Below are 13,180 nucleotides of genomic sequence, written 5' to 3'. Positions count from 1 at the left end.
TCCTCGCTCTCTCCTCCGGGAAGCCCCACCCGCGCCCACGCCGGCCCGCAGGAAAGCTGGTGTTGTTGCAGAACGAGTTTTCCCCTGTCCCCCCCCCCCCCCCCCCCCCCCCACCACTAGGTGCACCACCACAGGAACCGATTGCACGTTTTCGTCGGCGACGGCTGCGGTGCCGGACGCGTCGGCGTCGGGGCGGCGGTCGGACCGGTGCTCGGTGCCGTCGTGGCCGTCGCCGTGTGGGCCGGTGCGGAGTGTTCCGGAAGCCCGGTGGAGGGCGCCGTCACCGTGGGGCTCTGCGACGCGTGCCCGTCCTGGTCCGGCTTGTGGTCCTTGGCGGACTTCGACGCCGACGGAGACGCGGAGGCGGACGCCGCCACCGGGGTCACGCCCCGGACACCCGACCCTCCGGCGCCACCCGAGGCCCCTTCCGTCCGCGCCGCCGGTGCCCCGCCGTCCGCCGTCTCGTCCCCGGCCGTCGCCGCCTTCGGCGTCGATCCCGGCGCCTCGACCCCCAGCTCCGCCAGGCTCAGGCCGCCCGCGGCCAGCAACAGCCCGGCCCCGGCGAACAACACCCGCCGCCGACGCCTGCGATGCGCTGCGGCTTTGCGATCGCGACGCGTCGCCCGGCCCCCGCGGCCCGCGGGCGCCCCACGTCGCCGGCTCTGCGCCCGCCCGGGCCGCACCTCGCCGTCGGGCACGGGCGACGCCCCGGCGACGCCGTCGACGGCACCGGAGCCGCCGGAACGCCCGGCGGCGGAGCCCTGTCCACCCTCGGCCGCGTAGCCGCTTTCGAAGCCGCTTCCGTCCGCGTAGCCGCGCTCGAAGCCACTTTCGTCCGCGTAGCCGCCCTCGCCCGCGTCGCCGTGGTCGCGCTCGCCCGCGTAGCCGCTCTCGCCCGCGAAACCGCGCTCGAAGCCACTTTCGTCCGCGTAGCCGCCCTCACCCGCGTCGCCGTGGCCGCGCTCACCCACGAAGCCGCTTCCGTCCGCGTAGCCGCTCTCGCTCGCATAGCCGTCCGCGCCCGCGTACGCGCGTAGCTCGTCGACCGGCGTACCGCACCCCGGGCAGGCGAGGGCGCCGTTCAGGTGCCGTCGGCACGGGTGGCAGTAGTCCATGACGCGGGAAGAGTAGGTTCCCGGCGGGTAGCGTTCCTAGGGGCAGTGGTGAAGGTTGTGTGCGGAACCGGCCTAGACCGTGTGCCCAGGTGAACGCGGCACTTCGAAACAGTCTCGAAACCCTTGCCGAAACCGTTATGCGCGCGACCCATTGACACTCCCACTACCCGATCCTTACTGTCACGCCAGCATTTCGAACGTGTGACGAAATTTCGAACACATCGAGTCGCTACCCGGATCCACTCGAGCCGACATACGCACCGACAAGGCAACAAGGGGCAACAGCCGTGCGCATCACCGGAATCAGCACACATGTCGTCGGGACGCCCTGGCGCAACCTGACGTACGTGCAGGTGCACACCGACGAAGGCATCACCGGCGTCGGCGAGACCCGCATGCTGGGCCACACCGACGCGCTGATCGGCTATCTGCGAGAGGCGGAGGCCAACCACATTCTGGGCTCGGACCCGTTCGCCGTGGAAGACCTCGTCCGCCGGATGAAGTACGGCGACTACGGCCGTGCGGGTGAGATCGTCATGTCCGGCATCGCGGTCGTCGAGATGGCCTGCTGGGACATCAAGGGCAAGGCCCTCGGGGTCCCGGTCTGGCAGCTCCTCGGCGGCAAGGTCACCGACAAGGTCAAGGCGTACGCCAACGGCTGGTACACCACCGAGCGCACCCCGGAGGCGTACCACAAGGCGGCCCAGGGGGTCATGGAGCGCGGTTACCGGGCGCTCAAGATCGACCCCTTCGGCACCGGGCACTTCGAACTCGACCACGAGCAGACCGTGTACGCGGTCTCCCTCATCGAGGCCGTGCGCGACGCCATCGGGCCCGACGCCGAGCTGATGCTGGAGATGCACGGCCGCTTCTCCCCCTCCACCGCGGTCCGGCTGGCCAAGGAGATGGCCCCCTTCAAGCCGGCCTGGCTGGAGGAGCCGGTCCCGCCGGAGAACCTCAAGGCGCTGCAGAAGGTGGCCGAGAAGGTGGACCTGCCGGTCGCCACCGGTGAGCGCATTCACGACCGCATCGAGTTCCGCGAGCTGTTCGAGAGCCAGGCCGCGGACATCATCCAGCCCGACCTCGGCCACATCGGCGGCATCTGGGAGACCCGGAAGCTGGCCGCCACCGCCGAGACCCACTACATGCTGGTCGCCCCGCACAACGTGGGCGGCTCGGTCCTGACGGCCGCCTCCCTCCAGGTCGGCTTCACCTCTCCGAACTTCAAGATCCTGGAGCACTTCAACGACTTCGCGGACGCGGAGATCAAGAAGGTGATCAAGGGTGCGCCCCAGGTGGACCCGGAGGACGGCTGCTTCCACCTCTCCGACGCCCCCGGCCTCGGCGTCGAGCTGGACACCGACGCGGCGGCCGAGTTCCCGCAGCAGCGGGCCCACTTCGACCTGTGGGCCGAGGGCTGGGAGAAGCGCAATCCGAAGGACGGGCAGTGAGCACTGCTGTCGTCGTCGAGGCGCCCGGCAGCCACCGGCTCGTGGACCACACCCCGCGCCCGCCCGGTCCGGGCGAGGCGCTGGTGCGGGTCCACGCCGTCGGTATTTGCGGCAGCGACCGCGAGGTCTACCAGGGCAACCGGCCCGAGGGCTACGTCCGCTACCCGCTCACCCCCGGCCACGAGTGGTCCGGCACGGTGCACGCGGTCGGCGCCGGGGTCCCCGAGTCGCTGGTGGGCCGCAAGACCGTCGGGGAGGGCTTTCGCAACTGCCAGGTCTGCGACCGCTGCCACGCGGGCGAGACGACCCTGTGCACCTCGGGGTACGAGGAGACGGGCTTCACCCAGCCGGGCGCGATGGCCACCACCCTCACGCTCCCGGCCCGTCTGCTGCACATCCTGCAGGACGAAGCCGACCTCACGGCGGCGGCCCTGCTGGAGCCGGCCGCCTGCATCGCGGCCGCCGTGCTGAAGGCGAACGCACAGCCGGGCGAGCGGGTCGCGGTCGTCGGCACGGGCACCCTCGGCATGTTCGCCGTGCAGTTCCTGAAGGCGGTCTCGCCGTCGGAGCTGCTGGTGGTCGGCACCCGCAACGACCGCGAGGCGCTGTCGCGGCAGTTCGGCGCCACCGACTTCCGCACCAGGGGGCAGGAGCTGCCCAACGACTTCGACGTCGTCATCGAGACCGCCGGGTCCGCGTCCGCCGCGCGCACCTCCGCCTCGCTGCTGCGGCGCGGCGGGCGGCTCGTCCTGACGGGCATCCCGGCGCCGGGGGCCGAGGGTCTGGACCCGACCGACCTCGTCGTACGGCAGCTCGAGGTGCACACCGTGTTCGGTGCGCCGCCGGACGCCTGGGCGCACGCGGTGCGGGTCTTCGGCGCCGGGCTGCTCGATCCGCTGCCGCTGGTCACGCACGAGCTGCCGCTCACCGAGTTCCCGCAGGCCATCGAGCTGGTGGGGTCCGGCGACCCGAAGGTCGGCAAGGTCCTGCTGCGGCCGTGACACCCCTAGAGCCGTACGCCGGTACGGAGTTACCTGACGAGCTCCGTACCGGCGTACCACCAAGCCACCCGCGCCCTGAGCCGCGAACTTCGTCCGAAATACCGAACATGAAGGACTTCTCGTGACCACCGACTCCGCTACGGCAGCCCGCAGGCCCGGTGAGCAGGCGCTCGCCGCGCTCGGCCTGGGCGCGCCCGCCCTCTCCCCCGCCGACGCCTCGCCGCACAGCTTCCCCGGAGGCGGCCGCTGGCGCACCGAGATCCCCTCGTGCGAGGGACCCGAGGCGCTCGCGGTGGTCCTCAAGGAGTCCTCCCGGCTCGATGTGCCGATCCACCGGATCAGCCAGGGCAGCGGCGTGTGGATGCTGACCGACGCCGAGATCACCGAGATGGTCGAGGCCACGGCCGAGCGTGAGATCGAGCTGTGCCTGTTCACGGGCCCGCGCGGCACCTGGGACATCGGCGGCTCGGTGCGCTCCGACTCGCGCGGCGGGGGCCTGAGAGCCCGCGGCCACGACGCGGTCGCCGGCTGTGTCGAGGACGCCGTCCGGGCGACCGAGCTGGGTGTGAAGTGCCTGCTCGTCGCCGACGAGGGCGTGCTGTGGACGCTGCACCGGGCCCGCGAGAAGGGCATCATCCCGGCCGACACCACGCTGAAGGTCTCGGCGCTGATCGGCCCGGTCAACCCGGCCGCGTACGCCGTCTACGAGCACCTGGGCGCCGACTCGGTCAACGTGCCCAGTGATCTGACGCTGGATCACCTCACCGAGATCCGGCGGGTCTCGGCCGCCCCGATGGACATGTACATCGAGGCCCCCGACGACCTCGGCGGCTACGTGCGGATGTACGAGGTCGCCGAGCTGATCCGGCGCGGTGCCCCGCTGTATCTGAAGTTCGGCCTGTCGAAGGCGCCCGGGATCTACCCGTACGGCCACCACCTGCGGGAGCTGACGCTGGCCACGGCCAAGGAACGGGTGCGGCGCGGCCGGCTCGCCCTCGACCTGCTCGCGCGCCACGGAGCCGACGGCGACATGGCGCCGCTCGGTTCGCGGCTGCCTGGCGCCCTGAAGCGATTCGACATCCCGTCATAACGTTCCGGAAACGCGACTTCACACAAGCGCACAGAGCCGCGCACAATCCCACACATCCGTTTGCCCGGTCGACCCACCGCACGGCATCCGCATCACCGAACCCGCCCCACACACCAAGGACTGATCACCATGCGTACTCGCAGAGCCGCTCTCACCGCGATAGCCGGAGCCGCGTCCCTCGCGCTGACCCTGACCGCGTGCGGCCAGAACAGTGAGGGCGGCAGCAAGGAGAAGGCGGGCAACGCCAAGGGCGGCACCATCGGCATCGCGATGCCGACGAAGTCGTCCGAGCGCTGGATCAACGACGGCAACAACGTCGTCAAGGACCTCCAGGCCAAGGGGTACAAGACCAAGCTGGTGTACGGCGAGGACGACCCGGACACCCAGGTCTCGCAGATCGAGAACCTGATCACCCAGGGCGTCAAGGGCCTGATCATCGCGGCCATCGACAACAAGTCGCTGAACAACGTGCTCCAGCAGGCCGCCGACGCCCACATCCCGGTCATCTCCTACGACCGCCTGATCCTCGGCACCAAGAACGTCGACTACTACGCGTCGTTCGACAACGAGAAGGTCGGCGTGCTGCAGGGCACGTACATCGTGCACAAGCTCGGTCTGGACAGCGGCAAGAAGGGCCCGTTCAACATCGAGCTGTTCGCCGGGTCGAACGACGACAACAACACCAAGTACTTCTTCGGCGGCGCGATGAAGGTGCTGCAGCCGTACATCGACAAGAAGGAACTGGTCGTCAAGTCCGGGCAGACCGCGCTCAACCAGGTCACCACGCTGCGCTGGGACGGCACCACCGCGCAGAAGCGCATGGAGGACATCCTCACCTCCAAGTACCAGAGCGCCAAGGTCGACGCCGTGCTCTCGCCCTACGACGGCATCTCCATCGGCGTTCTGTCCGCGCTGAAGTCGGACGGCTACGGCTCGGCGAGCAAGCCGCTGCCGGTCATCACCGGCCAGGACGCCGAGCTCGCCTCCGTGAAGTCGATCATCGCCGGCCAGCAGACGCAGACCGTCTACAAGGACCTCCGCAAGCTCGCCGAGGTCGCCACGACCATGGTCGACGACGCACTCAACGGCAAGAAGCCGCAGGTCAACGACACCAAGACCTATGACAACGGCACGAAGGTCGTCCCGGCCTACCTGCTGCAGCCGGTGAGCGTCGACAAGTCGAACTACGAGGACGTCCTGGTCAAGGGCGGCTACTACACCGACGCCCAGCTCAAGTAACAGGCGCGTACCCCCACCGACCGCACACGACTGGAAGGCACGACCATGGCGGGACCCGTCCTGGAAATGCGCTCGATCGTCAAGACCTTTCCCGGCGTCAAGGCGCTGTCGGACGTCAACCTGACTGTCCGTCAGGGCGAGGTCCACGCCATCTGCGGGGAGAACGGCGCCGGCAAGTCGACCCTGATGAAGGTCCTCTCCGGCGTCCACCCGCACGGCAGTTACGAGGGAGAGATCCTCTTCGAGGGAGAGGTCTGCCACTTCAAGGACATCCGGGCCAGCGAGCAGCACGGCATCGTGATCATCCACCAGGAGCTGGCCCTGGTGCAGTACCTCTCCATCGCCGAGAACATCTTCCTCGGCAACGAACACGCCACGCGCGGGTTCATCAACTGGAACGAGACGCTCAAGCACGCCACCGAACTGCTGCGCCGCGTCGGTCTCGACGAGCACCCGGAGACCCGGATCGCCGACATCGGCGTGGGCAAGCAGCAGCTCGTGGAGATCGCCAAGGCGCTCTCCAAGGACGTGAAGCTGCTCATCCTGGACGAGCCGACGGCGGCCCTGAACGACGAGGACAGCGGCAAGCTCCTCGATCTGATCCTGGAGCTGAAGAACCAGGGCATCACCTCGATCATCATCTCCCACAAGCTGAACGAGATCCGCAAGGTCGCCGACTCGGTGACGATCCTGCGCGACGGGCGCACCATCGAGACGCTCGACGTGAAGGCACCGGAGACGACCGAGGAGCGGATCATCGCCGGCATGGTCGGCCGCGACCTCGACAACCGCTTCCCCGACCGCACTCCGCACCAGCCGGAGGAGGGCGCGGCGCCGGCCCTGGAGATCCGCAACTGGACCGTGTTCCACCCGATCGACCAGCAGCGCAAGGTGGTCGACGACGTGTCGATCGAGGTGCGGCGCGGGGAGATCGTCGGCATCGCGGGCCTGATGGGCGCGGGCCGCACCGAGCTGGCCATGAACGTCTTCGGGCGCACCTACGGCCGGTACGCGGGCGGCACCGTCCTCAAGGACGGCAAGGAGATCCGTACCAAGACGGTCGCGGAGGCGGTCGGGCACGGCATCGCGTACGTCACCGAGGACCGCAAGCACTACGGCCTGAACCTCATCGACACCATCAACCGGAACATCTCGCTGACCGCCCTGAACAAGGTCGCCAAGCGGGGCGTGGTGGACGAGCAGGAGGAACGGCAGGTCGCCGAGGGCTTCCGCAAGTCCATGAACATCAAGGCGCCGACCGTGTTCGAGCCCGTGGGCAAGCTGTCGGGCGGCAACCAGCAGAAGGTCGTCCTCAGCAAGTGGATCTTCGCGGGCCCGGACGTGCTGATCCTGGACGAGCCCACCCGCGGCATCGACGTGGGCGCCAAGTACGAGATCTACACGGTCATCGACCAACTGGCCGCGCAGGGCAAGGCGGTCGTCTTCATCTCCTCCGAGCTGCCGGAGCTGCTCGGCATGTGCGACCGCATCTACACCATGGCCGCCGGACGGCTGACCGGAGAGGTTCCGCGGGCGGAGGCCACGCAGGAAGTGCTGATGCGCCAGATGACGAAGGACAAAGAGGTAACCCGATGAGCACCGATGTGACCGCCAAGACCCCGGCCCCCGCGCCGCCGGGCAAGAGCGGATCGGCCACCGGCGGCGGCCTGCTCGAGCTGGTGCTGAGCGGACTGCGCCGCAACATGCGGCAGTACGGCATGCTGATCGCGCTCGGCCTGATCGTCATCCTGTTCGAGGTCTGGACGGGCGGCGACCTGCTGCTGCCGCGCAACGTCTCCAACCTGGTCCTGCAGAACAGCTACATCCTGATCCTCGCGATCGGCATGATGCTGGTCATCATCGCCGGGCACATCGACCTCTCGGTCGGCTCGCTGACGGCGTTCGTGGGCGCGTTCGCGGCCGTACTGACCGTGGAACACAGTGTGGCCTGGCCCGTCGCGCTGGTGCTGTGCCTGCTGGTGGGCGCGGTGGCCGGCTCGGTGCAGGGCTATCTGATCGCGTATCTCGGCATACCGTCGTTCATCGTCACCCTCGCCGGGATGCTGCTCTTCCGCGGTCTGACGGAGATCCTGCTCAAGGGCCAGACCCTCGGCCCCTTCCCGGACGGGCTGCAGAAGCTCGGCAACGGCTTCCTGCCCGAGGTCGGCCCCAACACCAACTACCACAACCTCACGCTGCTGCTCGGCCTCGTCATGATCGCGGCCGTGGTGTGGCAGGAGGTCCGTGACCGGCGCCGGCAGCAGGAGTTCTCCCTCGACGTGCTGCCCGCGCGGCTGTTCGCGCTGAAGCTCGTCGCCATCGTCGCCGCGATCCTCGCCCTGACGATGCTGCTCGCCAGCTACCAGGGCGCGCCGATCATCCTCATCGTCCTGGGCGTCCTGGTCGTCGGCTACGGCTACGTCATGCGCAACGCGGTCTTCGGCCGCCACATCTACGCGATCGGCGGCAACCTGCCGGCCGCGAAGCTGTCCGGCGTCAAGGACAAGCGGGTCACCTTCCAGGTGTTCCTGAACATGGGCGTGCTCGCGGCCCTGGCGGGTCTGGTGGTCGCCGCCCGCCTGAACGCGGCCTCGCCGAAGGCGGGCGTGAACTTCGAGCTCGAGGCGATCGCCTCCTCGTTCATCGGTGGCGCGTCCATGAGCGGCGGTGTCGGCACCGTCCTCGGCGCGATCATCGGTGGTCTCGTGCTCGGCGTGCTGAACAACGGCATGAACCTCCTCAGTGTCGGCACCGACTGGCAGCAGGTGATCAAGGGCCTGGCCCTGCTGGTGGCGGTCGGGTTCGACGTGTGGAACAAGCGCAAGTCCGGTTCGTAAGTCAGCTCGGGCCCCGCCGGGAGGCGGGGCCCGACCTTCGTTGAGAGAGTGAGCCGAAGGGGCACGCCGGTGTCGAGAGACCTGGGGCTCCCCCCTGCTCGAAGAGCTTGGGGGGCGCGGAGGCGCGAAGCGCTGGGCACGATCGGGTTCTCGGCACCGGCTCAGGCGCCCCGGAGGCGAACCGAGCCTCAAAAAAAGGGAGAGCCGCACATGGAACTGAGCAGACGCACGGTCATCGCCGCTTCGGCGGCCGCGGGACTCGCCGCCACGGTCGGGACGGCCGGCCCGGCACAGGCCGCGGACAGCACCTCAGGCACCGCTTCGGGAAGCAGGAAGCCCGTGAAGGAACTCTTCGGCAAGCTCGCCGACGGCACCAAGGTCTACCGCTGGTCCCTGGAGAACGGCGGCACCCGGTTGAAGGTCCTCTCCTACGGCGGCATCGTCCAGTCGCTGGAGATCCCGGACCGCCACGGCCGGTACGCCAACGTCTCGCTGGGCTACGACAACCTCGCGGCGTACGTGGCCGGCACCACGTTCTTCGGCGCGACCATCGGCCGCTACGGCAACCGCATCGCCAAGGGCCGCTTCACCCTGGACGGCAAGACCTACCAGCTCTCCGTCAACGACGGCGTCAACAGCCTGCACGGCGGCGCCAAGGGCTTCAACACCAAGGTGTGGGACGTGGAGGGCTTCACCTCCGGCTCCGACGTGGGCCTGCACCTCCACTACACGAGCGTCGACGGCGAGATGGGCTACCCCGGCACGCTGAAGACCAAGGTGACGTTCACGCTCACCCGGCACGGCGACTGGCGGATCGACTACGAGGCCACGACCGACAAGCCGACGATCGTCAACCTCACCAACCACACGTACTACAACCTCTCCGGGGAGGGCAGCGGCAGCATCTACGACCACGAGTTGACGCTGCACGCGAGCCGCTACACCCCCACCGACTCGGGGCTGATCCCCACCGGCGAGCTGGCCCGGGTCGCGGGGACCCCGTTCGACTTCCGGCACGCCAAGCCGATCGGGCGGGACATCCGCATCGGTCACCCGCAACTGGTCACCGCCAAGGGCTTCGACCACAACTTCGTCCTCGACAAGGGCGTCACCGCGAAGCCGGAGCACATCGCGACGCTGCGGGACCCGAAGTCCGGCCGCACCCTGAAGATCGCCACCGACCAGCCGGGCGTGCAGTTCTACTCGGGCAACTTCCTCGACGGCACGCTGGTCGGCCCCTCCGGGCACACCTACCGGCAGGGCGACGGCCTGTGCCTGGAGACGCAGCACTTCCCGGACTCGCCGAACCACCCGCACTTCCCGTCGACGGTGCTGCGGCCCGGGCAGACGTACCGGACGACGACGATCCACTCGTTCAGCGCGTAAACGCGAGCGAACTCACACTCGTCGCACACCAGTTGAACAACGCCACACCCGTATCCGTATGAGTGGGTGGCCCGTGCTCCCCCGCGCGGGCCACCCATCGTACGGAGGTTCCCTTGGCAGACAACGTCACCTCGCTGTTCCGCAGCTCGGCGGCGCACAGCCCCTCGATGGCCGCGCTGACACGCGAGGGCGACGGGGTGGGCCCGGTGGACTTCTGCATCCCCTGCAACCCGTACTTCCCCACGCCCGCCATGTTCGAGGACATGGCGGGCAAGCTGCGTGAGATCCTCACCTACTACCCGAGCAGCGCCGAGACGATCACGGCCGAGCTGTGCAGTCTGCTCCAGCTTCCGCCGCAGTGCGTCGCCATGGGCAACGGCTCCACCGAGCTGATCACCTGGATCGACCACCTGCTGGTCCGCGAGTCCCTGGCCGTCCCCGTCCCCACCTTCGGCCGCTGGACCGACCAGCCCATGGAGACCGGCAAGCGGGTCGACATGTTCCCGCTCCAGGAGTCCAGCGGCTTCTCCCTGGACCTCACCCAGTACGGCGAGTTCATCCGCAAGCGCGGCACCCGGGTCGCCGTGGTGTGCAACCCGAACAACCCCGACGGCGGCTACCAGTACAAGCACGCCCTGGTGCAGTTCATGGACCAGATGGCCGACCTCGACCTGGTGGTGGTCGACGAGTCCTTCCTGGAGTTCGCGGACACCGAGGCCGACCCCAGCGTCGTGCAGGAGGCGATACTGCGGCCCAACGTCGTCGTGCTGCGCAGCCTGGGCAAGAACTTCGGCCTGCACGGCGTCCGCTTCGGCTACCTCGTCGCCAACCCGTCGCTGGCGGGCAGGGTCCGCTCCATGCTGCCGAAGTGGAACCTCAACTCCTTCGCCGAGCACGTGGTCTTCATGCTGAAGGAGCACGGCGCGGAGTACCAGCAGAGCCTGCAGCAGGTGCGCCGCGACCGTCTGGAGATGGCCAGCCACCTCTCCGCGCTGCCCGGCCTGACGGTCTACCCGTCCCAGGGCAACTTCCTCTTCGTGCGCCTGCCCGTGGGCGCCGAGGGCACCGTGGTCCGCGACCGGCTGCTCGCCGAGCACCGGATCCTGGTCCGCGAGTGCGGTAACAAGATCGGTTCCTCCAGCCGCTTCCTACGACTCGTGGTGCGCCCCCAGGTGGACGTGCGTCGCCTGGTGTCCGCCCTGGAGCAGGTGCTCTACGGGTCCAGGAGGGGAGCCGCCGTGCCCGAGCTGAGCCAAGGGACCGGCTACAGCTCGGGCACGGCGGCGGTGGACCGCCTGGTCAGCGAGACCAACGGGGCCGGGGTGCGGGGGCTCGCCGCCCAGGCCTCCGGGCTCCCGGCCGCCGCCCCGCTCCCCGCCGCACAGCCGGCCGCCGGTGGAACGCCGATGCCGGCGGCGGCCCAGGCCGCTCCCCGGCAGCCGGCCCCCGCGCCGATGCTCACGCCCGCACCGGCCCCGGCCCCGCTGCTCACGCCCGCACCGGCCCCGCTGCCGGCCCCCGCGCCCGCCCCGGCCCCGGCCCCGTACCCGGCGCCCACCCCGGTCCCCGCTCCGGCCCCTTACCCGGCGCCCACCCCGGTCCCGGCCCCGGCCGCGGCGACCGGCCCCACCCCGCCCGGCGTGCCGGCGCGCGGCGGCCTCACCGCCGCCCAGGTGCGCGGCATGACCGCGCCCGCCCCGGGCACCCCCGGCCTGGCGCCCGCCCCGGCCACCGGCTGGCCCAGCCCGCAGGCCTGGCCGAACGCGGCCGGGATGGGGCAGGCGGGGTAGGGCCGCGGCGCACGCCCCGCCGGAGCGACATAAAAGCACCGAGTTATTCCTTAATGTCCGATTAATTCCTATAAGCACCAAGGCGCCATTAAGTCACTGTTTCACCCACCGGGCGGCTCCATCGGAAATGCCGCTCACCCCCGCGTGATGCACTTCACTTACGAAGCGTCTTAGTGCTTTACCCGGTCCTTAACCACCCGACTTTGCAGACATGGCCAATCCGGGCCACGGGCGAACAACTAGCCTGCTTAGTAAAAATGGGAATTGTTGATTTATTCCCGGCGGCTAAGAATGTTCCCGCCGCAGGGCACCGCAAACGAAATGCGGTGCCGCTTGTCGACGGAACCGGCAACTGCGGGCAATGCAATCCCCGGAACAAGGACCGCACCATGCCCAAACATGCCCTCAACCGATCGCGCCGGGCGCGCCGGTTCTCCACCGGTGGCGCCGTCACCGTTGGCTCTTTCGCCCTGGCCTGCACGGCCGTGTTCGGGACGGCCCAGGCCGCCCACGCCGCCCCGGCCGCTCCGGCCGTCGCGGCGGCCAAGACCCAGGCCGCCGGCACGACCACCTACGTCGTGAAGCTCGGCGACCACCTGGCTTCCATCGCACGGGCCCGGAATGTGCCGGGCGGCTGGCAGGCCATCGCGGCGGCCAACAAGATCTCCAGCCCCTACATCATCCGTCCGGGCCAGATCCTGATTCTTCCCACCGGGTCTTCCTCGATCAAGAAAGCCGCGGCCACCGCGACCACGATCAAGAAAACCGTGTCTTCTTCGGCCACGAAAACCGCGACGGTTTCCAGCGGCGTGATCTATGCCAACAACCTGGACGGCTGGATTCGGCACTCGCTGGCGATCATGGCGCAGCACGGTATTCCGGGGTCCTACAACGGCATCTACCGCAATGTCATGCGCGAATCCTCAGGCAACCCGAAGGCCATCAACCTCTGGGACTCCAACGCCGCCAAGGGCATACCCTCCAAGGGCCTGCTGCAGGTGATCCAGCCGACCTTCAACGCCTACCACGTCTCGGGCACGTCGTGGGACATCTACGACCCGGTCGCCAACATCACCGCCGCGTGCAACTACGCGTACCACCGCTACGGCTCGATCGACAACGTCAACGGCCCCTACTGAGCCGTCTGATCCGGACCCCGGGGGGGGGGGGGGGAGGGGGGGGCACCCCCCCCCCCATTGTTCCTTTTGGTTCCTCCTAGACCACCCCGGCCACGGAATACCCCAAACCCACAAGCAAGGACAACAAAGGTG

At 69.1% G+C, this 13,180-nt stretch carries 10 protein-coding genes; 9 read left to right on the top strand and 1 reads right to left on the bottom strand.

Annotated features, from left to right (window positions below; genetic code table 11):
* Positions 1-116: 116 nt before the first annotated feature.
* Positions 117-1,115, bottom strand: a complete 999-nt coding sequence (locus tag ACZ4SW_RS05955) for an SCO2400 family protein (protein ID WP_468238461.1) — start codon at positions 1,113-1,115, stop codon at positions 117-119.
* 287 nt (positions 1,116-1,402) lie between these two features.
* On the opposite strand from ACZ4SW_RS05955, the gene ACZ4SW_RS05950 reads away from it, so the two are divergent.
* From ACZ4SW_RS05950 to ACZ4SW_RS05910, 9 genes are all read left to right on the top strand, one after another.
* Positions 1,403-2,566, top strand: a complete 1,164-nt coding sequence (locus tag ACZ4SW_RS05950) for a mandelate racemase/muconate lactonizing enzyme family protein (protein ID WP_468238459.1) — start codon at positions 1,403-1,405, stop codon at positions 2,564-2,566.
* Entirely contained in the window at positions 2,563-3,567 is a 1,005-nt protein-coding gene (locus ACZ4SW_RS05945; protein WP_468238456.1) for a zinc-dependent alcohol dehydrogenase, read from the top strand. Before ACZ4SW_RS05950 ends, ACZ4SW_RS05945 begins: the two co-directional genes overlap by 4 nt.
* Positions 3,568-3,688: 121 nt before the next feature.
* Positions 3,689-4,657, top strand: a complete 969-nt coding sequence (locus tag ACZ4SW_RS05940; protein WP_468238454.1) for a hypothetical protein — start codon at positions 3,689-3,691, stop codon at positions 4,655-4,657.
* 129 nt (positions 4,658-4,786) lie between these two features.
* Complete coding sequence (chvE, locus tag ACZ4SW_RS05935; RefSeq protein ID WP_468238452.1) at positions 4,787-5,896, top strand: multiple monosaccharide ABC transporter substrate-binding protein; 1,110 nt, start codon at positions 4,787-4,789, stop codon at positions 5,894-5,896.
* A 45-nt stretch (positions 5,897-5,941) separates the two neighbouring features.
* The gene (gene mmsA / locus ACZ4SW_RS05930; protein WP_468238449.1) at positions 5,942-7,492 is read left to right on the top strand and encodes a multiple monosaccharide ABC transporter ATP-binding protein; all 1,551 of its coding nucleotides are present in this window, start codon (positions 5,942-5,944) and stop codon (positions 7,490-7,492) included.
* A complete protein-coding gene (mmsB, locus tag ACZ4SW_RS05925) occupies positions 7,489-8,733 on the top strand; it encodes a multiple monosaccharide ABC transporter permease (protein WP_468238447.1) in 1,245 nt (414 codons plus the stop codon). Before mmsA ends, mmsB begins: the two co-directional genes overlap by 4 nt.
* A gap of 210 nt (positions 8,734-8,943) precedes the next feature.
* A complete protein-coding gene (locus ACZ4SW_RS05920) occupies positions 8,944-10,119 on the top strand; it encodes an aldose epimerase family protein (RefSeq protein ID WP_468238445.1) in 1,176 nt (391 codons plus the stop codon).
* A 113-nt stretch (positions 10,120-10,232) separates the two neighbouring features.
* Complete coding sequence (locus tag ACZ4SW_RS05915) at positions 10,233-11,909, top strand: pyridoxal phosphate-dependent aminotransferase (protein WP_468238443.1); 1,677 nt, start codon at positions 10,233-10,235, stop codon at positions 11,907-11,909.
* A 389-nt stretch (positions 11,910-12,298) separates the two neighbouring features.
* The gene (locus tag ACZ4SW_RS05910) at positions 12,299-13,048 is read left to right on the top strand and encodes a transglycosylase SLT domain-containing protein (RefSeq protein WP_468238441.1); all 750 of its coding nucleotides are present in this window, start codon (positions 12,299-12,301) and stop codon (positions 13,046-13,048) included.
* The last annotated feature ends 132 nt before the right edge of the window (positions 13,049-13,180 follow it).

The sequence above is a fragment of the Streptomyces sp. NPDC028331 genome (genome assembly GCF_055565775.1).
The sequence above is the reverse complement of the archived record's forward strand: the minus strand, read 5'-3'. Positions and strand labels throughout refer to the sequence as shown.